Source organism: Streptomyces sp. R33 (assembly GCF_041200175.1).
Lineage (GTDB): Bacteria > Actinomycetota > Actinomycetes > Streptomycetales > Streptomycetaceae > Streptomyces > Streptomyces katrae_B.
Map to the genome: position 1 here is coordinate 4,777,501 of NZ_CP165727.1, position 26,518 is coordinate 4,804,018.

The window sequence follows — 26,518 nt, forward strand, 5'->3', positions numbered from 1 at the left end:
GGAGGTAGAGCACTGGATAGGCGATGGGCCCTACCGGGTTACTGACCTTAGCCAAACTCCGAATGCCGGTAAGTGAGAGCACGGCAGTGAGACTGTGGGGGATAAGCTCCATGGTCGAGAGGGAAACAGCCCAGAGCATCGACTAAGGCCCCTAAGCGTACGCTAAGTGGGAAAGGATGTGGAGTCGCAGAGACAACCAGGAGGTTGGCTTAGAAGCAGCCACCCTTGAAAGAGTGCGTAATAGCTCACTGGTCAAGTGATTCCGCGCCGACAATGTAGCGGGGCTCAAGCGTACCGCCGAAGTCGTGTCATTGCAGCAATAGGGCCAACGCCTGCTGTGATGGGTAGGGGAGCGTCGTGTGCCGGGTGAAGCAGCAGCGGAAGCTAGTTGTGGACGGTTCACGAGTGAGAATGCAGGCATGAGTAGCGATACACACGTGAGAAACGTGTGCGCCGATTGACTAAGGGTTCCTGGGTCAAGCTGATCTGCCCAGGGTAAGTCGGGACCTAAGGCGAGGCCGACAGGCGTAGTCGATGGACAACCGGTTGATATTCCGGTACCCGCTTTGAAACGCCCAATATCGAATCAGGCGATGCTAAGTCCGTGAAGCCGTTCCGGACCCTTCGGGGAAAGGAAAGTGGTGGAGCCGACGAACCAGACTTGTAGTAGGTAAGCGATGGGGTGACGCAGGAAGGTAGTCCAGCCCGGGCGGTGGTTGTCCCGGGGTAAGGGTGTAGGCCGAGGGGTAGGCAAATCCGTCCCTCATATAAGGCTGAGACCTGATGCCGAGCCGATTGTGGTGAAGTGGATGATCCTATGCTGTCGAGAAAAGCCTCTAGCGAGTTTCATGGCGGCCCGTACCCTAAACCGACTCAGGTGGTCAGGTAGAGAATACCGAGGCGTTCGGGTGAACTATGGTTAAGGAACTCGGCAAAATGCCCCCGTAACTTCGGGAGAAGGGGGGCCATCACTGGTGATCGGACTTGCTCCGTGAGCTGGGGGTGGCCGCAGAGACCAGCGAGAAGCGACTGTTTACTAAAAACACAGGTCCGTGCGAAGCCGTAAGGCGATGTATACGGACTGACGCCTGCCCGGTGCTGGAACGTTAAGGGGACCGGTTAGTGCGCTTTCGGGCGTGCGAAGCTGAGAACTTAAGCGCCAGTAAACGGCGGTGGTAACTATAACCATCCTAAGGTAGCGAAATTCCTTGTCGGGTAAGTTCCGACCTGCACGAATGGCGTAACGACTTCTCGACTGTCTCAACCATAGGCCCGGTGAAATTGCACTACGAGTAAAGATGCTCGTTTCGCGCAGCAGGACGGAAAGACCCCGGGACCTTTACTACAGTTTGATATTGGTGTTCGGTTCGGCTTGTGTAGGATAGGTGGGAGACTTTGAAACCCCAACGCCAGTTGGGGTGGAGTCGCCGTTGAAATACCACTCTGGTCGTGCTGGATGTCTAACCTCGGTCCGTGATCCGGATCAGGGACAGTGTCTGATGGGTAGTTTAACTGGGGCGGTTGCCTCCCAAAGGGTAACGGAGGCGCCCAAAGGTTCCCTCAGCCTGGTTGGCAATCAGGTGTTGAGTGTAAGTGCACAAGGGAGCTTGACTGTGAGACCGACGGGTCGAGCAGGGACGAAAGTCGGGACTAGTGATCCGGCGGTGGCTTGTGGAAGCGCCGTCGCTCAACGGATAAAAGGTACCCCGGGGATAACAGGCTGATCTTCCCCAAGAGTCCATATCGACGGGATGGTTTGGCACCTCGATGTCGGCTCGTCGCATCCTGGGGCTGGAGTCGGTCCCAAGGGTTGGGCTGTTCGCCCATTAAAGCGGTACGCGAGCTGGGTTTAGAACGTCGTGAGACAGTTCGGTCCCTATCCGCTGTGCGCGTAGGAATATTGAGAAGGGCTGTCCCTAGTACGAGAGGACCGGGACGGACGAACCTCTGGTGTGCCAGTTGTCCTGCCAAGGGCATGGCTGGTTGGCTACGTTCGGGAGGGATAACCGCTGAAAGCATCTAAGCGGGAAGCCTGCTTCAAGATGAGTATTCCCACCTCCTTGAGAGGGTAAGGCTCCCAGTAGACGACTGGGTTGATAGGCCAGATGTGGAAGCCCGGTAACGGGTGGAGCTGACTGGTACTAATAGGCCGAGGGCTTGTCCTCAGTTGCTCGCGTCCACTGTGTTAGTTCTGAAATAACGAACAGCTGTGTTCATGCCAGCGTTCAAATTTCATAGTGTTTCGGTGGTCATAGCGTTAGGGAAACGCCCGGTTACATTCCGAACCCGGAAGCTAAGCCTTTCAGCGCCGATGGTACTGCAGGGGGGACCCTGTGGGAGAGTAGGACGCCGCCGAACAATCATTGTGGGAAAGCCCCGCACCTTATGGTGCGGGGCTTTTCTGCGTTTACGGGCATTGGCCGAAACGGGCCAGGTAATGCCAGACACGCTTCAGCGCCTGTTCGTCGTACCGGCCGGTGCGGGCCGCCTCGCCGAGGATGCGGGGGGTCAGGTTGCCCGCCACGGCGATGGCCTCGCCGAGGTCGACGTACGCCTGGCCGCGGTAGTCGGGGTGGCGGCGGAGTTCTTCGACGGTGAGGTGGAAGCCGGCGTGCCATTCGAGCGCGCAGGGGAGCTTCTCGGCTGCCGCCTCGACCTCGGTGCCCCGATGGCTGGGGTCCAGTACGAGCGCGGCGACGTCACGGTCGAGCCGGACGGGGGCGTGGATCTGGGCCTCGACGTAGTCGTCCAGGGCGTCTTGGTCGTCGGCCTCCGCGAGGGCGATCAGGGACATGCGGTCCGCGACGCCGAAGGATTCGGGCTCGAGGTAGCTGTCCGGGTAGCAGAACGTGGTCCGGGGCAGGACCTCCGCCGTGAGGCGGAAGTGCGCGGAGCCGAAGCGGGGTGCGGCGCCGACCGGGCGGCGGCGGTGGTTCAAGGCGCCGTAGACGGGGCGGGATTCGGCCGGCGCGTCGTCGTAGGCGCCTGCGAAGATGCGGCTCTCCCAGTGCCAGCGGGCTCCGCCTGCATGGGCGGTGAGGCCGCCGTTGCTGGTGCCCGTGACGAATTGCGAGCGGTACACGCCGTCCTCGGCGAGCGCGGTGAGGATCGGGCGGTCGCCGAAGACGCGGTCCGGGTGGAAGTTGAGCGTCACCGTGAGGGTCGGGTCCAGTGGGGGGCCCGACGCGAGATCGGTGACGTGGCGGAGGGCCCGGACGTGTGGATTCATGGATGCAGTGTGCATCAGTCCTGTGATTGGATCCGCGATTATGGATCAGTATGTGATGCGCGCGGTGCGGGGCGACGAATGGGAGAAGGTCAAGGAGTTGCGGATCGCCGCTTTGCGGGATCCGGCGGCGCCGGTGGCCTTCCTGGAGACCCTGGCCGAAGCGGAGGCCAGGCCCGATGAGTTCTGGCAGGACCGGGCGCAGGGGGCTTCGCACGGGCGGCGGGCGCGGCAGTTCGTGGCCGAGGCTCCGGACGGGCGGTGGGTCGGGTCGGTGACCGTCCTGGTCGAGGAGGGCGGGACCAGCGACTTCTTCGAGCGGGTCGTCGAGCAGACCCAGGGGCATGTCGTGGGTGTGTTCGTACGGCCGGAGCAGCGGGGTACCGGGGTGACCGACGGCCTGTTCGCGGCCGCGCTGGACTGGGCCTGGTCGCTGGAGGGGCCGGCGCTGGAGCGCGTACGGCTCTTCGTGCACGAGGACAACGAGCGGGCCGGGGCGTTCTACCGGCGGTTCGGGTTCCGGGCGAGCGGGGAGGTCGTGCCGGTGCCGGCGGATCCGGGGGCCAAGGAGTTCGAGTACGTGCTGCCGCGTCCCTAGGGGGTGTCGTCAAAGTAGCGTCGTCCGCCCGTAAGGGCGGGGCCGCCGGCCAGACGGGACTTTGACGACACCCCCTAGTACTGGAGCGCAGCTGCCTCCGGCCAGCGGGCGCGGGCCTGTTCGCGGCTGCGGCACAGGGCGAGCAGGGGGAGGGTCCCGTCCTGGAGCAGCTCGGGGAGCTGGGGGATCGGGGCCACGGCCGCGACGTCCTCGAGGACCAGCGTGAGTGGTGGGTCGAGCCGGCCGTGGGATGACCGTGCGGCCATGCGGCGGCCGTGCTCGACCACGCTCGCGGCGAGTGCGGTGAGCAGGGGCATCGCACCCGGGTGGGTGCGGGGGTCTTCCAGCGGTTCTCCCACCATGTAGAGGGTGCCCCCTTCGCTCACGAACGATGCGAGGGTGAGTGCATCTGTTCGGTTCGGGTTGCAGGCCTCGCGGATGTGGATGGACGTGAGGCAGGAGAGGGCACGGGCCGTCAGGTTCTGGGCCTGCTCGCGGCGTTCGGGGTGCGCGGTGAGGGCGCTCTCGAGTTCGCCGGCGGAGCCGGGGGCGGCCTGGGGGTGGGTACGGAGGATGCGGACCGGGTCCTGGGCGTTGTTGCCCTGGGCCCAGCGGTGCAGCTGCTTGAACGGGCGGTCGTCGAGGGCGGCGGCCTGGAGCCAGCTGCGCAGGAGCGTTTCCGCGGTGTCGGCGACGGCTGCGTCCATGCGGGCCTGCGGGCGTACGGGGGACAGGAGCGCGGTGGCGCGGGCGGCGGCGGTGTCGCGGTCGGCGCAGGCATCGGCGGGGTTCCAGTGCATGCGGGCCGGGGTGTCGCAGAGGTGCGAGGGGTCGTAGAGGAGGACCGGGCCGAGTTTGGCGCGGGCGTCCTTCGTCTCTGCCCAGAGGGCGGGGGAGGAGGTGAGGACCAGGGCCGCGCCGGGGGCTGCAGCCAGGGCTTCGGTGGCCAGGTGGTGGCGCTCCGGGGGAGCGGCGTAGGTCAGGGTGGCGCGGGAGTTGCCGGGGGCGCTGCCCCTGGGCCCCTGCGCCTCGAACGCCGGCGGCGCCGGATCGGCCGGCCCGGCTTGGATGGGCAGCGGGGTCGGGTCGGGGAGCGGGGTCGGGGTCGCCGGGCGGGAGTTGCCGGGGGCGCTGCCCCTGGACCCGTGCGCCTCGAACGCCGGCGGGACTGGATGGGCCGCCCCGGCCGGAAGGGGCTGCTGGGCCGGGTGGTGACCCCCGGCTGGGATGGGCGTCCCGGCTGGGACGGGTGCTCCGGCTGGGACGGGTGCCCCGGCCGGGTTGGCTCGGCGGGATTTCGTGCGGGCGATGATGCCCATGGCGAAGACCGTCAGGACGAAGAGCACCAGGAGTTGGCTGATGAAGAGGCCCCAGAACAGGCCCCAACCGGAGAGGGCCGAGGGGTCCGTGTCGGGCCAGGCTCCTGGGACGTCGTGCGGTTGGGTTATCAGGGCGCGGACCGCGCCGGGGGTGCGGGTGAACGTCACCGTGGACGGCCAGGCGCCCTTCGAGAAGAGCGCGGCCAGGCCCGTGGAGGTCCAGACGAGGGCCGCCAGCCCCAGGAGGAAGGCGAGGAGGGCGAGGAGGAGGGCGTCCGGGATGCCGCCCGGTTTTCCGTTCCGTTCGTCGTGCATTACGCCACCGTTGTTGCCGAGCCCGGGCCGCCGTTGCGGTGGCGTTCCATCAGGAGGGCTCTTTCCTCCGCCTCCAGTTCGGCTGCCAGCAGGTCGTCGGGGAGCTGGGGCTGGGGTGAGGATTCCGTCATGGCGCGGTCCGTGTAGACGAGGGGGCGTTCCGCCTCGGTGATCAGGTGTTTGACCACCTGGACGTTGCCGTTGACGTCCCAGACCGCGATGCCGGGAGTGAGGGTCGGGATGATCTCCACCGCCCAGCGGGGCAGGCCCAGGACCCGGCCCGTCGCTCGGGCCTCGTCCGCCTTCTGGGCGTAGATCGTGCGGGTCGAGGCCATCTTGAGGATGGCCGCGGCCTCGCGGGCGGCCGCGCCGTCGACGACGTCCGAGAGGTGGTGGACGACGGCTACGAAGGACAGGCCGAGGCGGCGGCCGAACTTGAGGAGGCGCTGGAACAGCTGGGCCACGAACGGGCTGTTGATGATGTGCCAGGCTTCCTCGACCAGGAAGATGCGCTTCTTGCGGTCGGGGCGGATCCAGGTGTGTTCCAGCCAGACGCCCACGATCGCCATCAGGATCGGCATGGCGATCGAGTTGCGGTCGATGTGGGACAGGTCGAAGACGATGAGGGGGGCGTCGAGGTCGATGCCCACCGTGGTGGGGCCGTCGAACATGCCGCGGAGGTCGCCGTCGACCAGGCGGTCGAGGACGAGGGCGACGTCGAGGCCCCAGGCGCGGACATCGTCTATGTCGACGTTCATGGCCTCCGCGGACTCGGCCTCCGGGTGGCGGAGCTGTTCCACGATGTCCGTGAGGACCGGCTGGCGGTCGCGGATGGCGTCGACGACGTACGCGTGCGCGACCTTGAGGGCGAAGCCGGAGCGTTCGTCGAGGCCGTGGCCCATGGCGACTTCGATGATGGTCCGGAGCAGCGCGAGCTGGCCGGTCGTCGTGATCGCCGGGTCGAGGGGGTTGAGGCGGATCCCGTCGTCGTTGGCGGCGATGGGGTCCAGGCGGATGGGGGTTATCCCCAGCTGCTGGGCGATCAGGTTCCACTCGCCGACGCCGTCCTCGCCTTGGGCGTCGAGGACGACGACCTGGCGGTCCCGGAAGCGGAGCTGGCGCAGTACGTACGTCTTCTCCAGGGCGGACTTGCCGTTGCCGGACTCGCCGAGGACCAGCCAGTGCGGGGCCGGGAGCTGCTGCCCGTACAGCTGGAAGGGGTCGTAGATGTAGCCCTTGCCGCTGTAGACCTCGCGGCCGATGATGACGCCGGAGTCGCCGAGGCCGGGGGCGGCGGTGGGCAGGTAGACGGCCTGCGCCTGCCCGGTGGAGGTGCGTACGGGCAGGCGCGTGGTCTCGACCTTGCCGAACAGGAAGCTGGTGAAGGCGTCCGTCAGAGCGGACATGGGATCTCGCATGGGCGGCACTTCCCTCCAGCTAGCGTCGGATGCCGGTGGCGAACGGCAGGGTGTTGACGAAGGCGCGGTGGTGCTCGCGGTCACACCATTCGAGCTTCAGGTACGACTTGCCCGCCGAGGCGCGGATGGTGCGCTTGTCCCGGGCGAGGGCCTCCGGCGATCGCGACGACACCGTGATGTACCCGACCAGGTTGACTCCTGCCGCACCGCTGGCGAGATCTTCACCTCTTTGGTCTAGCCGGCCGTGGGCGGCGATGTCGCGGGGGTCGACGGTCCGGTTCATCTTGGCGGCGCGGCTGGCGTCGGCCTCGTCGTTGGTCTTCTCGGTGAGCATGCGCTCGATGGCCACCTCGGTGGGCTCCAGATCCATGGTGACGGCGACGGTGCGGATCACGTCCGGGGTGTGGACGAGGAGGGGCGCGAGGAAGTTGACGCCGACCGGGGTCATCGGCCATTCCTTCACCCAGGCCGTGGCGTGGCACCAGGGGGCGCGGGTGGAGGACTCGCGGGTCTTGGCCTGCAGGTACGTGGGTTCCACCGCGTCGAGTTCGGCCGGCCAGGCGTTGCGCTTGGTCATGGCCTGGATGTGGTCGATGGCGTGGTCCGGGTCGTACATGGAGTGCACGAGGGAGGCGAGGCGGCCCTGGCCCAGGGGCTGGCGGACGCGGATGTCGGCCTCGGCGAGGCGGGCGCAGATGTCGGTGAGCTCGCGGGCCATGACGATGGCGAGGCCGGCGTCGCGGTCGAGCTTGCGGCCCTTGTGGGGGGTGCCGGCGCGGGCGATGGTGTGGGCCTCGGCGGCGAGTTCGCGCGTGTAGTGCATGCAGGCGACGAGGTACGCGCGGTGCTGCTCGGAGGAGGTGGAGACCATCGACTGGAGCTGGTCGTACGAGTCGCGCAGCCAGACGGGGGCGTGGGTGTCGCCGCGCTGGGCGACGTCCTTGGCGTGGGCGTCCGGGTCCGCGGGGAGCGTACGGGCGAGCATCTGGAGGCGGGTGACGAAGCCGTCGCCGTTGGCCACGTGCTTGAGGAGGGTGCCGAAGCGGTCGACGAGGGCTTCCTGGTCCTCGCTGTCGCGCAGGCCGACGCCGGGGCCTTCGATCTCGATGGCAGCGGTGACGGTTCTGCGGTCGGCGTGGAGGAGGACGGCGATCTCGTCGGGGCCGAAGGGGGCGGCGAGCCAGTTGATCCGGCCGATGCCGGGGGGCGGGCCGACCTCGACCTCGCGGCCGTCGGCGGCGCGGACGCCGGCTTCCATGGCGCCGGAGCGGTAGGTCGTACCGCGGCGCAGGGTGCGCTTGTAGCTGCGGTTGATCTCGAACCACTTGTAGAAGGTGCGGCCCTTGTACGGGACGTACACGGCGGCGAGCGCGAGCATGGGGAACCCGGCGAGGGTGACGATGCGCAGGGTGAGTTCGGGGACGAGCAGGCCGCTCATCATGCCGAGGAACGCGCCGGCGATGATCAGGGCGATCTCGCCGCTTTCGCGGTTCTTGCCGACGATCGCGTTCGGCCGGGCCCGGCCGATGAGATACGTGCGGCGGGGCGTGACCGGGTGCAGCTGGTGTGACTGGGTCGTCAACGCCCGTCACCTCCTGTGTTCCTCGTACTCGAGCTCGTGCGGGGCGGGGGTGCGGCGGAGGGGACGGATCCGCCGCCGGCCCCGCCGCCGGAGGTGGGGCGGCTGCTGTGGGCGGCCACGCCTCCGGAGAGGGGGTTGGCGGGGCGGGGGGCGCCGGAGCCGCCGCCGTCACCGCCTCCGCGGTGGGCGCCGCGGCTGCTGTGCGTCTTGATGCCCTGGGAGACGAGGGAGGCCGGGGAGCTGATGACGGCGGCGGCCTGGGCGCCGTCGGTGGCCTTGCTGCGGCCCGCGCGGGCGGAGGCGATCTCGTCGCCGAAGCCGGGGACGAAGCGGTAGATCATCGCGGACGCGAAGATCGCCAGGAGGATGATGGCGAGGCCGGAGACGACGGCGGAGAAGGCATTGGGGCCCTTCTCGCCGGCGAGGGCTCCGGCGAGGCCGAGGACGATGACGATGACCGGCTTCACGAGGATGACGGCGATCATGATGCCGGCCCAGCGGCGGACGTGGCCCCAGAGGTTCCGGTCGACGAGCCCCGCGTAGACGACGACGCCGAGGAGGGCGCCGACGTAGAGGAGGGCGGCCCGGATGAAGAGCTCGAGGAAGAGGACGCCGGCGGCGAGGACGGTGACGAGGGAGACGACGATCAGCATGATCGGGCCGCCGCCGATGGAGTCGCCCTTCTTGAGGGCCTCGATGAAGGAGCCGAAGAAGACGTCGGTCTGGCCGCCGCTCGCCGAGGCGATGACTTCTGTGACGCCGTCGGTGGCGGAGACGACGGTGTAGAGGATCAGGGGGGTGAAGGCGGAGGCGAGGACGGTGAGCCAGAGGAAGCCGACGGCTTCGGAGATGGCGGTGGTGAGGGGGACGCCGCGGATGGCGCGCTTGGCGACGGCGAAGAGCCAGAGGACGAGTGTGAGGATGGTGGAGGCGGCGAAGACGATGGCGTACTGCTTGAGGAAGGCGCCGTTGGTGAAGTCGACGTTGGCGGAGCCGTTGATCGCTTTGCTGAGCTCGGTGACGATCCAGGCGGCGGCGTCGGCGCAGCCCTTGGCCAGGGAGGCGAGGGGGTTGAGGGCGTCGGCCGGGTCGCTGGGCGCCAAGCCCGTGCGGGGGGCTCCGCCGGTGGCGCCGCTGCCGCGCTCGCAGTAGTCCTTGGCCGGGCCCACGATCAGGTCGCACCGGTTGTCATTGGGCTGCGAGGCCGATGGGGACGGGGACGGGGACGTCGGTGGGGTGGGGGCTGCGGAGGCGCGGGCCGACAGGAGCACAACTGTCGCCTGTGCAGCGGCCAGGGCCCCGGTGACGCGGAGGGTGCGGCTACCGGGCATAGGTGAACCCTCCGAACTCCGTTGCAGCCTTTGCGATCTCCTCGGCCGTGGAGGCCGTGCGGTCCGTGTGGACCGGGGCCGGCCCGTCCTTCTGGGCGAAGCTTTCGACCTTCCAGTCGTTCTCCGCCCAGCGGAGAGTCAGCGTCATGGTGAACCAGTCGTTGCTGACCGGGTTGGTGGAGCCGACGCCTGCAGTGCCGAATACGCCTGTGCACCACACATCGATGGACGTGGTCGTGTCGGAGTACTTGGTCGTCTTGGTGCCGACCGGAACGGTCCGAGAGATGTATGTCAGGCCCTGCGCCGCATTTCCGTTGGCGTCCAGTCCGGCCTGGTCCAGGAACGTCTTGCCGTAGGCCTGATCAAGTCTGGTCTCGAGCTCGGACACCTTGTCCGCTACGAAGACCTGGCGGACGATCTGGCGCCGCACCTGTGGTTTCAGGATGTCCGCGGAAACAAGCGCGACCGCGTAGTTGGCGGCGGCCGATTGGGCTCCCTGTTCGTCGTGCGCGAAGCCCTTCGGGATGCCGCCGTTCTTGCCGTCCACCGGGCGGGTGCCTGTGGCCTGGGTGGAGGCGGGGGCAGGGGGGGTGTCTGCCGAGGGGGTGGTGGGGGTGTCGCCCGACTGGTTCGCGAACGCGATCGCGGCGATCAGGAGGACCACCACGCCGACCACCGTGACCAGGCCCCGGGAGGCGCGGGGGGTGCGTCGGGGGGTGCCGTACGGGTCCGAGGGGGCGTCGGGGAGGCGGGTGCGGGTCTGGCCCGTGCCGCCGATCTCGCCGTAGCCGTCGCCACCGCCGTACTGGTCTTCGTTGCTCATTCCGTGTCCGCCCCCTCTGCGTCGTACGACGGTGGTGTGGTGAGTCCTCATCAGGTCCGGCAGCCGGTGGGCGGCCCGGCTAGACGGCCATTCCGTAGACGATGGTGAAGAGGGTGCCGAGGGAGCCGATGATGAAGACTCCGGTGAGGCCGGCGACGATCAGGCCCTTGCCTTGTTCCGCGCTGAACGTGTCGCGCAGGGCGGTCGCGCCGATGCGCTGCTTGGCCGCGCCCCAGATGGCGATGCCGAGGCAGAGGAGGATCGCAACGGCCATGACCACCTCGATCATGACCTTCGCTTCGTTGCCGAGACTGCCGAACGGCCCCCAGTTCGGGGCGATTCCGCCGATGATGGTGGTGATGTCGCCCTTTTCGGCTGCCAGGATCATGTAACTCACCGCCCCTGTATGGGTAGTTCCGGTCGCCCGTGCCCGACGGCAGGGGTCACGTACTATCTTCGCTGATGAAACCGTCGTCGTACGTCGACTTGACGGCTCTCTTTACCCGATCTCCCGGCCCTTGGCCCGCTCGCGCGCTCTGACCTGGGCACGGGCGGCGGGCATCCGAAAGAACGTATGGTCACTCTGTGTATCACGGGGGGTGACCCCGGGCAATGATTGCCCTCTCGGCTTGCGGGGGGCCGCTCGGGTGGCCGCCGTTCGGCGCAGTGTGCGGGCGTGTCGTTGGGCCGAGCCGTTGACGTTCGTCCGACATTCCGTCAGTCGTTCCATCGCTTCGGCGTGTTGCGGGAGATGCTCCAGGCCGTTCGACAGGACGACGCAAGGAGTGACGGATGGGTTCCGCAGTGAAGGCCGCTCGGCGTGCGTGGCTGGCCGGCGGATGCGCGGTTTCGCTGGCGGTCGCGTTCATGGGCGCCTCGGTCCCGGCGGCGGCTGCCGGGGGGACGGCCGTGGTGGTGGCGCCCGGCTGGGGCGGCAGGTGTCCGGAGCCGCATGCGAGAACGCTGCCGGCCCCGCAGGCCGGCAGGGCGGCGCCTGCCAGTTCGTGTGCCGGGGCCAAGGGCGATCGGGGGCCCCAGGGGCCCCACGGGCCCAAGGGTGACCGGGGGCCGAAGGGTGACCGGGGGCCGAAGGGTGACCGAGGGCCGGCGGGTCCGCCCGGGCCGCGCGGGCCGCAGGGACCCTGCCAGGACATCGACACGGCCCCGGGAGTGAGCGACCTGGAGTTCAGTGCCGTCCTGCACCGGGGCAGGACGTTCCTCGGTGTGCGCGACACGGCGCCGGTCGGCGCGTACACCTGGCGGGACCTCACCACGGCGCTGAACCCGGGGCATCCGCGGAACGCGTGCGGGGTGTCGGTCAACACCGTGGGAGCCACGGTGTTCGTGAAGGTGCTGACGACCCAGGGCGACGTGTTCGAGAACCACTGCACGTACACGGGGACGGGCGCGCTCACCTGTCCGTCGGGGTGGACGGCCATCATCAGGCCCTGAGGGCCGTTGTCAGTGGGGCGCGGCACAGTGGACTGATGACGACTGCGACTCCGTGGACCCTGAAGGACATCGAAGCGGCCATCCGGGCGGGTTGGTCGGCCGAGACCTGTTCGCCCGATGACGTCGAGCGGGCGCCCTGGACGGCCGACAACCCTGCCTGGGGGCACTGCGACATCACTTCGCTGGTGGTGCAGGACCTGATGGGGGGAGGGCTGATGGTCGGGGAGGTCTGGCTCGAGGGGGAGCAGCAGGGGTTCCATACGTGGAACGTGCTCCCCGGGGGGATACAGGTGGATCTGACGCGGGAGCAGTTCCGCCGGGGCCAGGTGGTGACGGAGGGGCGGCTGATGGGGCCGCGGCCGCAGGGGCGGCTGCCGCGGCGCTGGGAGGAGTACCAACTGCTGCGCGGGCGGGTCGAGGCCAGGCTGGGGGCGATCGGCGGCTGAGCCCCGGGCCGGCGGAGCCCGGGGGGTGAGTCCGGGTTCCCGGGGGCGGGTTACGCGGGCCAGTGCGCGGGGCGGGCCAGCGTCGGGGGGATCTTGGTCCTGGCGTCGCCGCGGGCTGCGCTGAGCTGGGGCTGGGTCAGGAAGAGGGTGTCGCGGAGGTCCGCCCCGCGCAGGTCGGCGTCGCGGAAGTCCGCGCCGATCAGGTCCGCCAGGCGGAGGTCTGCGCCGTTGAGGTTCGCGGCGATGAGGTAGGCGCCGCGGAGGTTGGCGCCGCGGAGGTCCGCGCCTGCGAGGCGGGCGCCCATCAGGTCGGCGCCGCGGTGGTTCTTCTTGCGGGCCGGGGCCTTGGCGCGGGCCAGCTCGCTGGCGCGCAGGAGGAGCGTGTTGATGCGCCCGCGCAGGTCGCCCACGTCCAGGGCGGTGAGGGCGTCCGCGTCGGCGGCGGTCCACTGCGTGGTCTCGGCCAGCGCGCGGTTCAGGTCCGCGTGGACCGGGGCGGCAGCCGGGAGGGCGAGCGCCGCGGTGACGTAGAAGAGCAGTTCGTGCAGCTGCCGCAGGACGGGGAAGACCTCGTACATCCGGGCGGCCGTGCCGGGGTGCGTACGCCAGTCCCGGCCGCCGAAGGTCACCTGGGAGACCTGCTGGCCCGCGCCGAAGCAGTCGAAGACGGTGCAGCCCTGGAAGCCCTTGTCGCGCAGCCGGGTGTGGATGCCGCAGCGGAAGTCCTGCTGGAGGTTCTTGCAGGGCGTTCCGGCGGCCTTGTTCACCGCGAAGTCGTTGGACTTGGCGAAGGGCAGGGCGACGCAGCAGAGCGCGAAGCAGTTCGAGCAGTCTGCCTGCAGGACGGGGAGGGCCGGGAGGGCGGCCCCGGCGGGGACGGCGGGCGTGGCGGGCGTGGCGGGAGTTGCGGACACCCCTTCATTGTCACCGGTCGGGGGCGGTGAGCCGCATCTGGAGGGCCGACCAGAGGACGCCGTCGACCTCCTCCACGTCCTTCAGTACCTGCTCGGTGCGGAAGCCGAGCTTCTCGTAGAGGCGTACGGCCGCGGTGTTGTGGGTGTAGACGCCGAGGTCGAGCGAGGGCAGGCCCAGCTCGTCGAAGGCGCGGGCGACGGCGAGTGTGAGGAGGGTCTCGCCGAGGCCCTGGCCGCGTGCCTCGGGGGCGATCAGTACGCGGCCCAGGCGGGTGCCGCGTACGGAGATGTGGCCGAGGGGGCGTCCGTCGGGGGAGACCGCGGTCCAGGTGTGGCGGTCCGGCTCGGCGGCGTAGGCGGTGAGCTGGGCGTCGTCCAGCGGCCAGGTGAAGGCCGGCCCCGCCCAGGTGACGAGCTCGGCCCGGGTGGTGATCCAGCGGCGGAGGGCCGGGGCGTCGTCAGCGGGGCGGAACGGGCGCAGCGAGAGGGGCGCGGGCGCCGCCGAGGGTGAGGAAGGCGTCGTGTTCATGTCTCGAGTATTCGTGTGCGGAACCCGGTTGATCGCGGGGGCCGGTGCGGTGAGCATCCGTACATGACAGAAGTGATCGCAGTTGCCGTCATCACCCTCCTCGCCGTGATCAGTCCCGGCGCCGATTTCGCGATGGTCGTCCGGAACAGCTATCTGTACGGGCGGCCCACCGGGCTCTTCGCGGCGGCCGGTGTCGCGGCCGGCGTGCTGGTGCACGTCTCGTACACGATGCTCGGGGTCGGTCTCCTGATCGCCTCCTCCACGGCCCTGTTCACGGCGATCAAGCTGGCGGGTGCCGCGTACCTGGTGTGGATCGGGATCCGGACCTTCCGGGCGCGGGCCGAGCTGAGCGTGGACCTGGAGTCCAAGCCGGAGCTGACCCGGGTGGGTGCGCTGCGGTCCGGGTTCCTGACCAACGTGCTCAACCCGAAGACCACGCTGTTCGTGGTGTCGACGTTCACGCAGGTCGTCAACCCGGACACGCCGGTCTGGCAGCAGGCCGGGTACGGGCTGTTCATGTCGGCGGCGCACCTGGGCTGGTTCGGTGCGGTCGCGCTGTTCTTCTCGAACTCCCGGCTGCGCGACCGGATGCTGAAGGCGCAGAAGGAGCTGAACCGGGCGATCGGCTCGGTGCTGGTGGGGCTCGGGGTCGGGCTGGGCTTCGCCCGCTGAGGTCCCGCGCCGGTGTTCCGGCCGGGGCCCGTTGTTCGGTGAAGGCCTGGCGGGGCGGGTTACCTGTCGGTAGCGTGCCGGGCATGGCGATCTCCGAGGCGTTCTTCGAACGGGTCGATGCCGGGCGGTTCCTGGCCACCGAGTACACGCGGGGGCCGTGGGACCCCGGCTCGCAGCATGCCGGGCCGCCGGCGGCGCTGCTCGGCCGGGCCGTGGAGGAGCGGGAGGGCGCCCGCGCGGACATGCGGATCGCGAGGATCACGTACGAGATCCTGCGGCCGGTGCCGATCGGCCCGCTGGAGATCACCACGTCGGTGCTCCGGGCCGGCCGCAGCACGGAGGTGGTCGAGGCCGCCCTCGCCCCGGCCGGGGCCGCGCCGGTGATGCTCGCGCGGGCGCTGCGGATCCGGGTGGCCGAGGAGGCCGTGCCCGGGGTGGCCCCGGGGCCGCAGCTGCCGCCGCCCGGGGAGGTGGAGGTGACGCCGTTCTTCCCGGTGCCGTGGGAGACCGGCTACCACTCGGCGATGGAGACCCGGTTCACCGAGGGCGCGTTCGTGGAGCTGGGCCCCGGCACGTGCTGGATGCGGATGAAGGTGCCGCTCGTCGCCGGGGAGGAGACCAGGCCGCTGGACCGGGTCCTGATCGCCGCCGACTCGGGCAACGGGATCAGCTCGGTCATGGACTTCGGGCGGTACGTGTTCATCAACGGCGACCTGACCGTGCACCTGCACCGCCACCCGGTGGGCGAGTGGGCCTGTGTGGAGGCCCGTACGAGTGTGGACGCGGGCGGGATCGGGCTCGCCGACGCCCGGCTGCACGACGAGAAGGGGCCGATCGGGCGGAGCGCGCAGAGCCTGTTCGTCGCACCGCGCTCCTAGCACCGCGCTCCTGGCACCGCGCTCCTGGCGCCGCGATCCCAGCGGCGCGCTCGGAGTGGCGCGGGCGCGGCGGCCTTCCCGGTCAACCCGGTTCCGTGGCACGGCAGTCGGTGTGGCAGGCTCGGGTCAATGGAGCCCCTGAGAGACCTCGACCCCGCCCGGATCGGGGCGCACGCGCTGCTGGCCCGGCTCGGTGCCGGAGGGATGGGGCAGGTGTACCTCGGGCGCTCGCCGGGCGGGCGTCTGGTCGCCGTGAAGGTGATCCGGGACGAGATCACCGGCCACCCCGAGGCCCTGGCCCGGTTCCGGCGTGAGGCCGAGACCGTGCGCGCGGTGCGGTCGGCGTACACGGCGAACCTGATCGACGCCTCGCTGGCGGCGCCGCCGTTCTGGCTGGCCACGGAGTACGTGGCGGGTCCGACGCTCGGTCATGCCGTGGCGGAGCGCGGCGGTTTGCCCGCGGACACCTGCCGCCGGCTGTTCGCGGCCCTCGCGGAGGGGCTGGCGAGCGTCCATGCGTACGGGGTGACGCACCGGGACCTCAAACCGCAGAACGTCATCCTGGGCGCGCAGGGCCCGCAGCTCATCGACTTCGGCATCGCGCGCGGCGTGGGCGAGACGGCCCTCACCCAGGACGGCCAGGCCCCGGGGACCCCGGGGTACACCGCGCCCGAGGTGCTGCTCGGGGCCGAGGCGGGGGCCGCAGCGGACGTCTTCGCGCTGGGCGCGACGCTCGCGTACGCGGCGACCGGGCGGCCGCCGTTCGGCACGGGCGCCGCGCCGAGCGTGAGCTACCGGGCGGTGCACGAGCCGGTCGACGTGGCCGGGGTGGAGCCGGGGCTGGCGGCCCTGATCGAGGCGTGCGTGGCGAAGGACCCGGCGGCCCGGCCGGCCCTGCCCGAGGTCATCGGCCGGTGCGGGGTACGGGACGCGCTGATCGACGATCCCGTGTACGTGGGGCTGGGCGCGCTGGGCGAGGCCGTACCGGTGCACGAGATGCGGACGCAGGGGCCGGGCCTGCCGTACGGCTACACGCCGACGCAGCACACGGCCCGGATCCCGCCGCGGCGTGGGCGGACGGGCGTGTGGGTGGCGGCCGTGGCGGTGGCCGCGGCCCTGTCGCTGGCGGCCTGGAAGCTGGCCCCGTTCGACGGGAACGGCGAGGGGAGCCGGGGCAAGGACGGTGCGGCGGGTGTCACGGGTACGCCCGGGCAGACGCCGGGTGCGGGCGGCGCCGCGCCCTCGGTGTCCCAGAGCGCCGGCAAGCCCCCTGCCGAGTACATCGAGGGCAACCGGATCTCGCACTACTTCTGGCTGCCCTCCACCGACCCGGAGCGCGCCGCGCACGGCACCGGCGCGTGCAACCTGGGGCCGGAGCAGAAGCCGCCCGGTGCGGACATGCAGGCCGGCGCCGAGGTCTCGGGGAAGTCCGTGAACATCAGCATGCGCATCAAGTATGCGGAGAACAGCGAGACCAAACCCGATCCGTACTACGTGTCGGTGGCGGTCAGGTCCCCGCACGACCTCGACCCGTCCACCGGCAAGCCCTTCCCCATGGACAACCGGGCCGTGGGCTTCACCAGCAAGCCCGTCGACATCTACGGCAAGTGGAAGACGGGCGAGTTCCTGACGCTCAAGTACCCGGACGACTTCGCGGAGCACGTGAACGGCAAGACGTACCCCGGCGTGCCCCTGGCCAACGACCCGGGGGACTGGACGGTGGTCTTCTACCACGTCGAGGATGACCCTACGAAGTACGCAAGCATCCTCTGCACGGGCTTCCGAGTGGGGTAGTGCTTCCGACGACACGGGCGATTCACACGTTAAAGCGACGGGGATGGGGGAGTGTTGACGGGTGCGCAGATTCTGGATGGCGAGTGGGATCGGGATCGGGCTCTGTCTGAGCTTCCTCGTGCTGATCGTGGTGGGTACGTACTCCGCCGCGGCCGGCATGGTGGGTGCCGGGGCCGGGGGCCGGGTGCTCGGGCTGGCCAAGGGGGCCGTACCCGCGAAGTACCAGAACCTGGTGCAGAAGTGGGGGGCGCTGTGCCCGGCCATGACGCCTGCGCTGCTGGCCGCCCAGCTGTACTCGGAGAGCGGCTGGAATCCGAGCGCCGTCAGCCCGGCCGACGCCCGCGGCATCGCGCAGTTCATCCCGGGCACGTGGGCCGGTCACGGCATCGACGGGGACGGTGACGGCGACCGCGACATCTGGGACCCCAACGATGCGATCCCCTCGGCCGCTTCGTACGACTGCGAGCTGGCCAAGGACGTGGCGGGGGTGCCCGGGGACCCGACGGGCAACATGCTCGCGGCCTACAACGCGGGGGCGTACGCGGTCATCAAGTACGGCGGGGTGCCCCCGTACAAGGAGACCCAGGGGTACGTGAAGACCATCACGACCCTCGCGAAGAGCTTCGAGCGGCCGGTCGGGCGGGTCGCGCCCTCGCAGCAGGCCGCCGGGGCCATCTACTTCGCGCAGAAGCAGTTGGGGACCCCGTACCTGTGGGGCGGCAACGGCACGCCGGACCAGGACGGGCGGTTCGACTGCTCGGGGCTGACCAAGGCGGCGTACGAATCGGTGGGGATCGAGCTGCCGCGCGTCGCCAACGACCAGTACAACGCCGGGCCGCATCCCGCGCGCGGCGAACTGCTGCCCGGTGACCTGGTGTTCTTCTCCGATGATCTGACGAACTCTCGGGAGATCCGGCACGTCGGCCTCTACGTGGGCGGTGGATTCATGATCAACGCCCCGTACACGGGCGCTGTGATCCGCTTCGACAAGATCGACACCCCCGACTACTTCGGCGCGACGCGTGTCACCAAGGACGGGGCCGAGGCCCTTCCCGACCGCACCGCCGACGCCAAGTCCCCCTAGCTGCCCCGTTCGCCACGCTGCGTCAACCCAAGGCCCTGAGCTGCGACGATGAGTCACTCTTCGATAACGTTGCCGTGATCATTCGGTGGAGAGTGGAACGTGGCGTTCAGAACGGGCGTTCCATGGACGCAGGCTTGATCAACGGGGGGGTTCAGGGGCGCACACAGGGGTGCGCCCGAGGGGAACCGAGCAAGGGCAAGGGGCCGCATCGCCATGGCTGGACTCACAAGTAGTGGGCCGAACGTGGACGTCAGCCTGCTGTACGACATCAACGGGCTGGCCCGGCACGCCCCGGACGGGGTCGACCGGGCCGTCGGTCTCGTCAGCGCGTACGGGATCCCGCTGGCCCTGGTGCTCCTCGTCCTGTGGTGCTGGCACGGTGCGCGCCGGCAGGAAGAGTCCACGGCCGCCGAGTCGTTCGCCGCGCTGGTGTGGGCCCCGATCGCCGCCGCGCTCGCGCTCCTCGTGAACGTCCCGCTGCGCGCCTTCGTCGGGCGGCCGAGGCCGTTCGCCGAGCACAGCGGCCTGGACGTGCTCGCACCGTACGCCGGCGCGGGCGACTTCTCCTTCGTCAGCGGTCACGCCGCCCTCGCGATGGCCCTGGGCGTCGGCCTGTTCATCGCGAACCGCAGGCTCGGGCTCATCGGGATCGGTCTGGCCCTCGCAGAGGGCGTCTGCCGCGTGTACCTCGGGGTCCACTACCCGACCGACGTCATCGGCGGCTTCGCGCTCGGCACCGCCGTCGTGCTGGTGCTCGCGCCGCTCGCGATGGCGCTGCTGAACCCGCTCGTGCGGGCGGTGGCCCGCGCCCCGCGCGCCTGCCGGCTGGTCCGCGCCAAGCGCCGCGCCCTGCCCCGCCCGGTGGACCTCGCCCAGCCCCAGACCCCGCCGCCGGGCTGCCTCACGCACGAGAAGGACCTCGCGGCGTAGCTGTTCAGGGTCGGCCGTACGCGTCCCATAGGGAGATCAGTACGGCCGCCAGCAGGCACAGCCCCGCTCCGCCGAAGCACAGCCGGACCGCTCTCGGGCGGAGGCGGGGCGTCACGGGTCGCCGCCCTCCGCGCCGTGGCCCTCCGGGGCGCCCTCGCGTCGGTAGCGGGAGCGCAGCCACAGGCCGGTGGCCACGGACGCGGTGGTGGTCGCCCCGATGGCCAGGGCCACGTCGGCCGGGCCGTCGGACGAGCCCGTCGGGCGTGCCGAGGCGACGGTGGCGGGCGTGAGGGTGATGAGCAGGGCCCAGAGGAGGGCGGCGACGCGGGGTGCGGGTCCTGGCATGGTTCCAGGGCATCCGCTCCCGCGGGCCTCGGCCAGCCGGGCCGTCCGAACGGGCGATCAAGAAGACCCGAAGACCCCCGGACCTTCCCCCGACCCCCTAGCCCGAGGTGTGCCGGTCCGCGTCCTTGCGGGCCAGGTCGCGGGAGCGGCGGGCCGGGCCTCTCCAGCCGCAGGTGCAGAGGGCCAGGCAGAACGAACCGCGCTCGGCGGTGCTCGTGGTGTGCCCGGCGGGTGGCCGCTCGGTGGTGCGGGGGAGCGGCACGGCTTCAAGCGGAGGGACGAGCGACGCCTTGGTGTGCGGATCCACACCACCACGGTACCTGGGTCCGGCACGGGCCCGGGACCGCGGCGGCCCGTGACGGGAAACCCCGGACCTCGTTAACCGGAGCGGGTGGGGGCCTCGGGCAAACAGCGGTCACGCGTTGGGGGTTGGCAGGCGATGGTGGTGCACCAGCACAGGCGGCGGCGCGGGCGTGCGGGTGGGGCGGTGCTCGCCTTCGGCATGGCCCTGACCGTGGCCGCGATGAGCGGGTGCGGTGGCCCGGACCAGGCCGACGACCGGCCCGCCGCCGACCCGGCCGCGACCGTCCGGGGAGCCGCCGACGTGCTGGCGAAGACCGGCAGCGCGCAGGCCCGTACGGCGATGGAGATGGCCACCGGCGGGACCCGGGTCACGATCCGCGGCGAGGGCGGGGTCGACTTCAAGAATCGGATGGGCCAACTCCTGGTGATGCTCCCGGCCGACGCGGCCGGCAAGGACGAGCACCGGCCCATCACCGAGCTGCTCGTACCCGGCGCCCTCTACATGAAGAACCGGGGCGCGGGCGTGCCCGCCGACAAGTGGGTCCGCGTCGACACGACGACCCTCGCCGACGGCAACCTCGTCACGGGCGGGGCCACCGATCCGCTGGCCGCCGCCGAGCTGCTGCGCGGCGTACAGGAGGCGACGTACGTGGGCGAGACCGAGGTGGCGGGCACGAAGGTGCGGCACTACCGCGGGACCACCGACATCGGGCAGGCCGCGAAGAGCGCCTCACCGGCGGTCCGCGGGGCGCTGGAGGCGGCAGCGAAAGGGTTCAGCAAGGACGCGGTCCCCTTCGACGTCTATCTCGACGAGGAGGGCCGGGTGCGGAAGGTCCGGCACCGTTTCACCTACGTCAACAATGGCGTGATCGATGTCTCCTCCACCACGCTGCTCTACGGGTTCGGGACGCCGGTGACCGTCGTATTGCCCGCGAGCGGGGACATTTACGCCGGGAAGATCGCCGAATAGCCGGCCGGACGGTCCCGGGGCGGCGCGATCGGGCCATGGCCCGGTATCCGGAAATGGTCCATCCGTGTCATGCGCACAGCGCCCCGTCCTCCCTACGCTGAGAAATCGAGCGCCGACGACCGATGGCCCGATGACCGATGACGGCAGATTGAGGTGACACGCGTGACTCCCGCTGGCGGTACGACGGTGCAGGACCACGTGGCGCTCGCCGAGATCGAGCTGTGCGGCGAACTGATCATCGCGGCCTCCGCGGCGGACGAGGAGCGGCTCAGCCAGGACCGGATCGACGAGGTCCTGATGGGTCTCGGACTGTAGCCGCATCCGCAGCGCGGGCCGGCGGGCTCAGGTGCGCAGCAGGCGCGCGATGGCCTTCGTCGCTTCCTCGACCTTGGCGTCGATCTCGTCCCCGCCCTTGACGGCCGCGTCGGCGACGCAGTGCCGCAGGTGCTCCTCGAGCAGCTGGAGCGCGAAGGACTGGAGGGCCTTCGTGCTCGCCGAGACCTGGGTGAGTATGTCGATGCAGTAGACGTCCTCGTCGACGAGCCGCTGCAGACCCCGGATCTGACCCTCGATCCGGCGCAGCCGCTTGAGGTGCTCGTCCTTCTGGTGGTGGTAGCCGTGCACCGCGCCGGCGGTGGCGGCGACGTCGGCTCCGGAGCCTTCCGCCTCGATGGCAGTCATGCGTCCTCCCGTGGTCCGGACCTGAGGGGTGTGCATACCCCTCATGGGTATAGGGTACCGGGCCCCGGGCGAAGGGGCAGGGGCCCGTGGTCCTCACTCTGCCTGATGGAGGACACTGGGGAACCGCCCGGAACCGCCGGTTAGCCGTGGCCGGGGGATGCGCCTAGCATCAGCCTGACCGAATCCAATGCACCCCGAGGACCTCACGTGCGATTTCGTCTGACCCCCAGGGAGACGAGCTTCTACGACATGTTCGCCGCATCCGCGGACAACATCGTCACGGGCTCCAAGCTCCTTATGGAACTCCTCGGAGCGGACTCCTCCGCCCGGGCCGAGATCGCGGAGCGGATGCGGGCAGCCGAGCACGCGGGGGACGACGCCACTCACGCGATCTTCCACCAGCTGAACTCCTCCTTCATCACGCCGTTCGACCGCGAGGACATCTACAACCTGGCGTCGTCGCTCGACGACATCATGGACTTCATGGAGGAGGCCGTCGACCTGGTCGTCCTCTACCAGGTCGAGGAGCTCCCCAAGGGTGTCGAGCAGCAGATCGAGGTGCTGGCGCGGGCGGCCGAGCTGACCGCCGAGGCCATGCCGCACCTGCGGACGATGGACAACCTGACCGAGTACTGGATCGAGGTCAACCGCCTCGAGAACCAGGCCGACCAGATCCACCGCAAGCTGCTCGCCCAGCTCTTCAACGGCAAGTACGACGCCATCGAGGTGCTGAAGCTCAAGCAGATCGTCGACGTGCTCGAAGAGGCGGCCGACGCGTTCGAGCACGTCGCGAACACGGTGGAGACCATCGCGGTCAAGGAGTCCTGAACCTCGTGGACACCTTCGCTCTGATCGTGACCATCGGTGTCGCGCTCGGTTTCACGTACACCAACGGTTTCCACGACTCGGCGAACGCGATCGCGACCTCGGTCTCGACCCGCGCGCTGACCCCGCGCGCCGCCCTCGCGATGGCCGCGGTGATGAACCTCGCCGGTGCCTTCCTGGGCAGCGGGGTCGCCAAGACGGTCAGTGAGGGCCTGATCGAGACGCCCACCGGCAAGACGGGCATGTGGATCCTCTTCGCGGCCCTGGTCGGCGCGATCGTCTGGAACCTGGTCACCTGGTACTTCGGGTTGCCCTCGTCCTCCTCGCACGCGCTGTTCGGCGGCATGGTGGGTGCGGCGCTGGCCGGCGGCACCCAGGTCATCTGGTCGGGAGTCCTCGACAAGGTCGTCATCCCGATGTTCGTCTCGCCGGTCGTCGGCCTGGTCGTCGGCTACCTGGTGATGGTCGCCATCCTGTGGATGTTCCGCCGGGCCAACCCGCACAAGGCCAAGCGTGGCTTCCGTATCGCGCAGACGGTCTCGGCGGCCGGCATGGCCCTCGGCCACGGCCTCCAGGACGCGCAGAAGACGATGGGCATCGTGATGATGGCCCTGGTCATCGCCGATGTGCAGCAGAACGGTGACGCGATCCCGGTCTGGGTCAAGCTCGTGTGCGCCGTGATGCTGTCGCTCGGTACGTACGCGGGCGGCTGGCGCATCATGCGCACCCTCGGCCGCAAGATCATCGAGCTGGACCCGCCGCAGGGTTTCGCAGCCGAGACCACGGGCGCCTCGATCATGTTCGGCTCGGCGTTCCTGTTCCACGCGCCGATCTCCACCACCCACGTGATCACCTCGGCGATCATGGGCGTGGGCGCGACCAAGCGGGTCAACGCGGTCCGCTGGGGCGTCGCCAAGAACATCGTCATGGGCTGGTTCATCACCATGCCGGCCGCGGCCCTGGTCGCCGCGCTCAGCTTCTGGATCGTCGACCTGGCCTTCGTCGGCTAGTCGTACGACGGCCGTGGGCCGGAGAACGAAAGCGGGCCGGCTCCCCCCACCCAGGGGGAGCCGGCCCTTTTCTTTCGCCTTGCGGTGGCACCGCCATGCAGCACCGCAGGACGTGTTCACATCCGAGGGGCTTCGGCTTAGCCGAAGCGGCCCGAGATGTAGTCCTCGGTCGCCTGCACGGACGGGTTCGAGAAGATCCGGTCCGTGTCGTCGATCTCGACGAGCTTGCCGGGCTGGCCGACCGCCGAGAGGTTGAAGAAGGCGGTCCGGTCGGAGACGCGGGCGGCCTGCTGCATGTTGTGCGTCACGATGACGATCGTGAAGCGCTCCTTGAGCTCGCCGATCAGGTCCTCGATCGCGAGGGTGGAGATCGGGTCCAGGGCCGAGCAGGGCTCGTCCATCAGCAGGACCTGCGGCTCGACCGCGATGGCGCGGGCGATGCACAGACGCTGCTGCTGGCCGCCGGAGAGGCCGGAGCCCGGCTTGTTCAGGCGGTCCTTGACCTCGCTCCAGAGGTTGGCGCCCTTCAGGGACCGCTCCACTATGTCCGCGAGCTCGGACTTCTTGAAGCTGCCGTTGAGGCGCAGGCCCGCCGCCACGTTGTCGAAGATCGACATGGTGGGGAAGGGGTTCGGGCGCTGGAAGACCATGCCGACGGTGCGGCGGACCGCGACCGGGTCGACGCCGGCGCCGTACAGGTTCTCGTCGTCCAGCAGCACCTTGCCCTCGACGCGGCCGCCGGGGGTGACCTCGTGCATGCGGTTCAGGGTGCGCAGGAAGGTGGACTTGCCGCAGCCGGACGGGCCGATGAAGGCGGTCACGGAGCGGGGCTCCACGGTCATCGAGATGTCATCGATGGCCTTGTGGGCGCCGTAGAAGGCGGACAGTCCGCTGACGTCGATTCGCTTCGCCATGAGGGGTCACTTCGCTTTCATTGGTCGCGTCAGCGACCGGTCTTCGGGGCCTTCCAGCGGGCGATGCCGCGGGCCACCAGATTGAGGATCATGACGAAGGCGATCAGGACGAGCGCTGCGGCCCATGCCCGGTCGTAGGAGGCGTCACTGCCGACCTTGTACTGCTCCCAGATGTACAGCGGGAGCGAGGACTGAGCACCTTCGAAGGGGTTGCCGTTGATCAGCTGGGTACCGAAGACCAGCAGCATGATCGGCGCGGTCTCACCGGCGATGCGGGCGACGGCCAGCATGACGCCGGTCGCGATGCCACCGATGGCGGTGGGGAGCACGACCTTGAGGATCATGCGCCACTTCGGCACACCGAGGGCGAGGGCGGCCTCGCGCAGCTCGTTCGGGACGAGCTTGAGCATCTCCTCGGTGGAGCGGACCACGACGGGCATCATCAGGATCGACAGGGCCATGGCGCCGGCGAAGCCGGACGGGCCGAAGCCGAGCGCCAGGTTCCAGGTCGTCAGGATGAACAGACCCGCGACGATGGACGGGATGCCGGTCATGACGTCGACGAAGAACGTCACGGCCTTGGCGAGTCGGCCCCTGCCGTACTCGACGAGGTAGACGGCGGTCAGCAGGCCGATCGGCGCGGCGATCGCGGTGGCCAGGGCGACCTGCTCGATGGTGCCGAGCAGCGCGTGGTAGACGCCGCCGCCCTCCTCGAAGCTGGTGACGCCGTTCATCGAGTGGCTGAGGAAGTCCCCGGAGAGGGCTTCCATGCCGCGGCTGATGGTGGTCCAGATCAGCGAGAGCAGCGGGATGACGGCGAGGACGAAGCAGACCCACACGAGGGAGGTCGCGACGCGGTCCTTGGCCTGGCGGCGGTTCTCGACGATCGCGCTCGCGGTGTACGTGATCGCGACGAACAGGATCGAGGCGATCAGGCCCCACTGGATCTTGCTGTGGAGGTCGGCGACGACGCCGATGCCGCAGCCGAGTGCGATCGAGAGGGCCGCGATGGCGGCCGGGGCCCAGCGGGGCAGGCCGCCGCGGGTGAGGCCGGCGGGGGCGACGGACTTGCGGGCCCCGGTGGGGCGCTGGTCCTGGAGTGCGTGGCTCATCAGGCGTTCGCCCCCGAGAAGTCCTTGCGACGGGCGATGATCAGCCGGGCTGCGCCGTTGACCAGCAGGGTGAGAAGGAAGAGCACGAGACCGGAGGCGATCAGCGCGTCGCGGCCGAACTCGTTGGCCTCGTCGAACTTCGCGGCGATGTTCTGCGCGAACGTGCCGCCGCCGGGGTCCAGGATGTGCCCGTTGATCAGGAAGCTCGGGGAGAGGACCGTGGCGACGGCCATGGTCTCGCCGAGGGCGCGGCCGAGGCCGAGCATCGAGGCGGAGATGACGCCGGAGCGGCCGAAGGGCAGCACCGACATGCGGATGACCTCCCAGCGGGTCGCGCCGAGGGCCAGGGCGGCCTCCTCGTTCATGCGCGGGACCTGCAGGAAGACCTCGCGGCTGACGCTGGTCACGATCGGGAGGATCATGATCGCGAGCAGGATGCCGACGGTGAAGAGCGAGCGCGCGACGCCGACCTGGGTCTTGTCGAAGACGTAGGTCCAGCCCATGTACTCGTCGAGCCAGAGGTTCAGGCCCCCGAGCTGCGGGACGAGGAAGAGCGCGCCCCAGATGCCGTAGATGATCGACGGCACGGCGGCGAGCAGGTCGACCACGTACGCGAGGGGGGCGGCCAGCTTGCGCGGCGCGTAGTGCGAGATGAAGAGGGCGATGCCGACAGCGATCGGAACCGCGATGGCCATCGCGATGATCGAGCTGACGACGGTGCCGAAGAGCAGGACGGCGATGCCGAAGACGGGCGGGTTGGCCGACGCGTTCCAGTCGAAGGTGGTGAGGAAGTTGCCCTCGTTCTTCGACAGTGCGATCGAGGCACGGTAGGTGAGGAAGATGGCGATCGACGCCATGATCACCAGGAGCAGGATGCCGGAGCCCTTGGACAGCCCGGCGAAGATCTTGTCACCGGCACGACCGGTGGACCTCGCGCTCTTGGAGACAGGCGGAGCCTGGTCTATCTGGGTGGGTGTGGTGGAAGCCATGATCTTTCCGGTCTGGGTGGGGGGAAGGCCCCCTGGCGGCGGTGCACCGGATCCCCTG

Annotated in this window: 27 protein-coding genes and 2 rRNA genes (1 of these 29 cut by a window edge); 14 read left to right on the forward strand and 15 right to left on the reverse strand. The window is 69.7% G+C overall.

What is annotated here, in order from left to right; translation table 11 throughout:
- Positions 1 to 2,165 (forward strand): 23S ribosomal RNA (locus AB5J51_RS21885) (it extends 959 nt beyond the left edge of the window).
- 76 nt (positions 2,166 to 2,241) lie between these two features.
- Positions 2,242 to 2,358: ribosomal RNA gene (gene rrf, locus AB5J51_RS21890) — 5S ribosomal RNA — on the forward strand.
- Between the two features lie 49 nt (positions 2,359 to 2,407).
- On the opposite strand, the gene AB5J51_RS21895 is transcribed toward rrf, so the two are convergent.
- A complete protein-coding gene (locus tag AB5J51_RS21895; protein ID WP_053784977.1) occupies positions 2,408 to 3,229 on the reverse strand; it encodes a DUF3626 domain-containing protein in 822 nt (273 codons plus the stop codon).
- 40 nt (positions 3,230 to 3,269) lie between these two features.
- Here AB5J51_RS21895 and AB5J51_RS21900 point away from each other — a divergent pair, with 40 nt between their 5' ends.
- Positions 3,270 to 3,824, forward strand: a complete 555-nt coding sequence (locus AB5J51_RS21900) for a GNAT family N-acetyltransferase (protein WP_133897604.1) — start codon at positions 3,270 to 3,272, stop codon at positions 3,822 to 3,824.
- A gap of 74 nt (positions 3,825 to 3,898) precedes the next feature.
- On the opposite strand, the gene AB5J51_RS21905 is transcribed toward AB5J51_RS21900, so the two are convergent.
- The 6 genes from AB5J51_RS21905 to AB5J51_RS21930 form a co-directional block, all read right to left on the reverse strand.
- Entirely contained in the window at positions 3,899 to 5,458 is a 1,560-nt protein-coding gene (locus AB5J51_RS21905) for a type VI secretion protein (RefSeq protein ID WP_369778426.1), read from the reverse strand.
- Positions 5,458 to 6,876, reverse strand: coding sequence for an ATP-binding protein (locus AB5J51_RS21910; RefSeq protein WP_053784974.1), 1,419 nt, complete (start codon positions 6,874 to 6,876; stop codon positions 5,458 to 5,460). The genes AB5J51_RS21905 and AB5J51_RS21910 overlap by 1 nt, the downstream gene beginning before the upstream one ends.
- Before the next feature lie 19 nt (positions 6,877 to 6,895).
- Entirely contained in the window at positions 6,896 to 8,458 is a 1,563-nt protein-coding gene (locus AB5J51_RS21915) for an SCO6880 family protein (RefSeq protein ID WP_369778427.1), read from the reverse strand.
- A complete protein-coding gene (locus tag AB5J51_RS21920; RefSeq protein ID WP_369778428.1) occupies positions 8,455 to 9,789 on the reverse strand; it encodes a hypothetical protein in 1,335 nt (444 codons plus the stop codon). The genes AB5J51_RS21915 and AB5J51_RS21920 overlap by 4 nt, the downstream gene beginning before the upstream one ends.
- Positions 9,779 to 10,612: a hypothetical protein gene (locus tag AB5J51_RS21925; RefSeq protein ID WP_369778429.1), complete on the reverse strand. Its 834-nt coding sequence runs from the start codon at positions 10,610 to 10,612 to the stop codon at positions 9,779 to 9,781. Before AB5J51_RS21925 ends, AB5J51_RS21920 begins: the two co-directional genes overlap by 11 nt.
- A 79-nt stretch (positions 10,613 to 10,691) precedes the next feature.
- A complete protein-coding gene (locus AB5J51_RS21930; protein WP_008742356.1) occupies positions 10,692 to 11,000 on the reverse strand; it encodes a hypothetical protein in 309 nt (102 codons plus the stop codon).
- Positions 11,001 to 11,782: 782 nt separating this feature from the next.
- On the opposite strand from AB5J51_RS21930, the gene AB5J51_RS21935 reads away from it, so the two are divergent.
- Both AB5J51_RS21935 and AB5J51_RS21940 read left to right on the forward strand, forming a co-directional pair.
- Positions 11,783 to 12,064, forward strand: coding sequence for a hypothetical protein (locus AB5J51_RS21935; RefSeq protein ID WP_369778430.1), 282 nt, complete (start codon positions 11,783 to 11,785; stop codon positions 12,062 to 12,064).
- A gap of 35 nt (positions 12,065 to 12,099) precedes the next feature.
- Positions 12,100 to 12,510 carry a hypothetical protein gene (locus AB5J51_RS21940; RefSeq protein ID WP_030300919.1) on the forward strand — a complete coding sequence of 137 codons (411 nt, stop codon included), beginning with the start codon at positions 12,100 to 12,102 and terminating at the stop codon, positions 12,508 to 12,510.
- Positions 12,511 to 12,560: 50 nt separating this feature from the next.
- On the opposite strand, the gene AB5J51_RS21945 is transcribed toward AB5J51_RS21940, so the two are convergent.
- A complete protein-coding gene (locus AB5J51_RS21945) occupies positions 12,561 to 13,424 on the reverse strand; it encodes a pentapeptide repeat-containing protein (RefSeq protein WP_369778431.1) in 864 nt (287 codons plus the stop codon).
- A gap of 10 nt (positions 13,425 to 13,434) precedes the next feature.
- The gene (locus tag AB5J51_RS21950; RefSeq protein ID WP_369778433.1) at positions 13,435 to 13,953 is read right to left on the reverse strand and encodes a GNAT family N-acetyltransferase; all 519 of its coding nucleotides are present in this window, start codon (positions 13,951 to 13,953) and stop codon (positions 13,435 to 13,437) included.
- Between the two features lie 63 nt (positions 13,954 to 14,016).
- On the opposite strand from AB5J51_RS21950, the gene AB5J51_RS21955 reads away from it, so the two are divergent.
- The 5 genes from AB5J51_RS21955 to AB5J51_RS21975 all read left to right on the forward strand — a co-directional run bounded on the left by AB5J51_RS21955 (position 14,017) and on the right by AB5J51_RS21975 (position 19,311).
- On the forward strand, positions 14,017 to 14,625 hold the full coding sequence (locus AB5J51_RS21955; RefSeq protein WP_369778434.1) for a LysE family translocator: 609 nt from the start codon (positions 14,017 to 14,019) through the stop codon (positions 14,623 to 14,625).
- An 83-nt stretch (positions 14,626 to 14,708) separates the two neighbouring features.
- Positions 14,709 to 15,503, forward strand: coding sequence for a thioesterase family protein (locus AB5J51_RS21960; protein WP_053787930.1), 795 nt, complete (start codon positions 14,709 to 14,711; stop codon positions 15,501 to 15,503).
- A gap of 129 nt (positions 15,504 to 15,632) precedes the next feature.
- On the forward strand, positions 15,633 to 17,297 hold the full coding sequence (locus AB5J51_RS21965) for a serine/threonine-protein kinase (protein WP_369778436.1): 1,665 nt from the start codon (positions 15,633 to 15,635) through the stop codon (positions 17,295 to 17,297).
- 76 nt (positions 17,298 to 17,373) lie between these two features.
- Positions 17,374 to 18,381 carry a bifunctional lytic transglycosylase/C40 family peptidase gene (locus tag AB5J51_RS21970; RefSeq protein ID WP_136225808.1) on the forward strand — a complete coding sequence of 336 codons (1,008 nt, stop codon included), beginning with the start codon at positions 17,374 to 17,376 and terminating at the stop codon, positions 18,379 to 18,381.
- 213 nt (positions 18,382 to 18,594) lie between these two features.
- Positions 18,595 to 19,311, forward strand: a complete 717-nt coding sequence (locus tag AB5J51_RS21975) for a phosphatase PAP2 family protein (protein ID WP_053787917.1) — start codon at positions 18,595 to 18,597, stop codon at positions 19,309 to 19,311.
- 111 nt (positions 19,312 to 19,422) lie between these two features.
- On the opposite strand, the gene AB5J51_RS21980 is transcribed toward AB5J51_RS21975, so the two are convergent.
- Together AB5J51_RS21980 and AB5J51_RS21985 are read right to left on the reverse strand one after the other, a co-directional pair.
- The gene (locus AB5J51_RS21980; RefSeq protein WP_369778438.1) at positions 19,423 to 19,656 is read right to left on the reverse strand and encodes a hypothetical protein; all 234 of its coding nucleotides are present in this window, start codon (positions 19,654 to 19,656) and stop codon (positions 19,423 to 19,425) included.
- 97 nt (positions 19,657 to 19,753) lie between these two features.
- A complete protein-coding gene (locus tag AB5J51_RS21985) occupies positions 19,754 to 19,963 on the reverse strand; it encodes a hypothetical protein (protein WP_053787915.1) in 210 nt (69 codons plus the stop codon).
- Positions 19,964 to 20,095: 132 nt separating this feature from the next.
- Here AB5J51_RS21985 and AB5J51_RS21990 point away from each other — a divergent pair, with 132 nt between their 5' ends.
- Both AB5J51_RS21990 and AB5J51_RS21995 read left to right on the forward strand, forming a co-directional pair.
- Complete coding sequence (locus tag AB5J51_RS21990) at positions 20,096 to 20,929, forward strand: hypothetical protein (protein WP_053787914.1); 834 nt, start codon at positions 20,096 to 20,098, stop codon at positions 20,927 to 20,929.
- 162 nt (positions 20,930 to 21,091) lie between these two features.
- Positions 21,092 to 21,244, forward strand: a complete 153-nt coding sequence (locus AB5J51_RS21995) for a hypothetical protein (RefSeq protein ID WP_165937309.1) — start codon at positions 21,092 to 21,094, stop codon at positions 21,242 to 21,244.
- A gap of 27 nt (positions 21,245 to 21,271) precedes the next feature.
- Here the strand turns inward: AB5J51_RS21995 and AB5J51_RS22000 are convergent, their stop codons facing one another.
- On the reverse strand, positions 21,272 to 21,610 hold the full coding sequence (locus AB5J51_RS22000; protein ID WP_030300899.1) for a metal-sensitive transcriptional regulator: 339 nt from the start codon (positions 21,608 to 21,610) through the stop codon (positions 21,272 to 21,274).
- 207 nt (positions 21,611 to 21,817) lie between these two features.
- On the opposite strand from AB5J51_RS22000, the gene AB5J51_RS22005 reads away from it, so the two are divergent.
- Positions 21,818 to 22,438 (forward strand): DUF47 domain-containing protein, encoded by a 621-nt coding sequence (locus tag AB5J51_RS22005; RefSeq protein WP_030157116.1) that lies wholly within the window; start codon positions 21,818 to 21,820, stop codon positions 22,436 to 22,438.
- Between the two features lie 5 nt (positions 22,439 to 22,443).
- Positions 22,444 to 23,445, forward strand: a complete 1,002-nt coding sequence (locus AB5J51_RS22010; protein ID WP_053787913.1) for an inorganic phosphate transporter — start codon at positions 22,444 to 22,446, stop codon at positions 23,443 to 23,445.
- 137 nt (positions 23,446 to 23,582) lie between these two features.
- Here the strand turns inward: AB5J51_RS22010 and pstB are convergent, their stop codons facing one another.
- From pstB to pstC, 3 genes are read right to left on the reverse strand one after another with little or no spacing between them, the layout of a single operon-like run.
- Positions 23,583 to 24,359: a phosphate ABC transporter ATP-binding protein PstB gene (gene pstB, locus AB5J51_RS22015; RefSeq protein WP_369778440.1), complete on the reverse strand. Its 777-nt coding sequence runs from the start codon at positions 24,357 to 24,359 to the stop codon at positions 23,583 to 23,585.
- Positions 24,360 to 24,388: 29 nt separating this feature from the next.
- Positions 24,389 to 25,471: a phosphate ABC transporter permease PstA gene (gene pstA / locus AB5J51_RS22020; RefSeq protein WP_053787912.1), complete on the reverse strand. Its 1,083-nt coding sequence runs from the start codon at positions 25,469 to 25,471 to the stop codon at positions 24,389 to 24,391.
- Positions 25,471 to 26,460: a phosphate ABC transporter permease subunit PstC gene (gene pstC / locus AB5J51_RS22025; protein WP_136225790.1), complete on the reverse strand. Its 990-nt coding sequence runs from the start codon at positions 26,458 to 26,460 to the stop codon at positions 25,471 to 25,473. The genes pstA and pstC overlap by 1 nt, the downstream gene beginning before the upstream one ends.
- Between the last annotated feature and the right edge of the window lie 58 nt (positions 26,461 to 26,518).

Excerpts from the sequence above, each read along its gene's own strand:
- AB5J51_RS21950 (WP_369778433.1), bottom strand. The coding sequence starts at position 13,953 with ATGAACACGACGCCTTCCTCACCCTCGGCGGCGCCCGCGCCCCTCTCG.
- AB5J51_RS21905 (WP_369778426.1), bottom strand. The coding sequence starts at position 5,458 with ATGCACGACGAACGGAACGGAAAACCGGGCGGCATCCCGGACGCCCTC.
- AB5J51_RS21990 (WP_053787914.1), top strand. The coding sequence starts at position 20,096 with ATGGTGGTGCACCAGCACAGGCGGCGGCGCGGGCGTGCGGGTGGGGCG.
- AB5J51_RS21965 (WP_369778436.1), top strand. The coding sequence starts at position 15,633 with ATGGAGCCCCTGAGAGACCTCGACCCCGCCCGGATCGGGGCGCACGCG.
- AB5J51_RS21970 (WP_136225808.1), top strand. The coding sequence starts at position 17,374 with ATGGCGAGTGGGATCGGGATCGGGCTCTGTCTGAGCTTCCTCGTGCTG.
- AB5J51_RS21940 (WP_030300919.1), top strand. The coding sequence starts at position 12,100 with ATGACGACTGCGACTCCGTGGACCCTGAAGGACATCGAAGCGGCCATC.
- pstC (WP_136225790.1), bottom strand. The coding sequence starts at position 26,460 with ATGGCTTCCACCACACCCACCCAGATAGACCAGGCTCCGCCTGTCTCC.
- AB5J51_RS21960 (WP_053787930.1), top strand. The coding sequence starts at position 14,709 with ATGGCGATCTCCGAGGCGTTCTTCGAACGGGTCGATGCCGGGCGGTTC.
- AB5J51_RS22000 (WP_030300899.1), bottom strand. The coding sequence starts at position 21,610 with ATGACTGCCATCGAGGCGGAAGGCTCCGGAGCCGACGTCGCCGCCACC.
- AB5J51_RS21975 (WP_053787917.1), top strand. The coding sequence starts at position 18,595 with ATGGCTGGACTCACAAGTAGTGGGCCGAACGTGGACGTCAGCCTGCTG.
- AB5J51_RS21980 (WP_369778438.1), bottom strand. The coding sequence starts at position 19,656 with ATGCCAGGACCCGCACCCCGCGTCGCCGCCCTCCTCTGGGCCCTGCTC.
- AB5J51_RS21930 (WP_008742356.1), bottom strand. The coding sequence starts at position 11,000 with ATGATCCTGGCAGCCGAAAAGGGCGACATCACCACCATCATCGGCGGA.
- pstB (WP_369778440.1), bottom strand. The coding sequence starts at position 24,359 with ATGGCGAAGCGAATCGACGTCAGCGGACTGTCCGCCTTCTACGGCGCC.
- pstA (WP_053787912.1), bottom strand. The coding sequence starts at position 25,471 with ATGAGCCACGCACTCCAGGACCAGCGCCCCACCGGGGCCCGCAAGTCC.
- AB5J51_RS21895 (WP_053784977.1), bottom strand. The coding sequence starts at position 3,229 with ATGAATCCACACGTCCGGGCCCTCCGCCACGTCACCGATCTCGCGTCG.
- AB5J51_RS21910 (WP_053784974.1), bottom strand. The coding sequence starts at position 6,876 with ATGCGAGATCCCATGTCCGCTCTGACGGACGCCTTCACCAGCTTCCTG.
- AB5J51_RS21900 (WP_133897604.1), top strand. The coding sequence starts at position 3,270 with ATGGATCAGTATGTGATGCGCGCGGTGCGGGGCGACGAATGGGAGAAG.
- AB5J51_RS21920 (WP_369778428.1), bottom strand. The coding sequence starts at position 9,789 with ATGCCCGGTAGCCGCACCCTCCGCGTCACCGGGGCCCTGGCCGCTGCA.
- AB5J51_RS21925 (WP_369778429.1), bottom strand. The coding sequence starts at position 10,612 with ATGAGCAACGAAGACCAGTACGGCGGTGGCGACGGCTACGGCGAGATC.
- AB5J51_RS21955 (WP_369778434.1), top strand. The coding sequence starts at position 14,017 with ATGACAGAAGTGATCGCAGTTGCCGTCATCACCCTCCTCGCCGTGATC.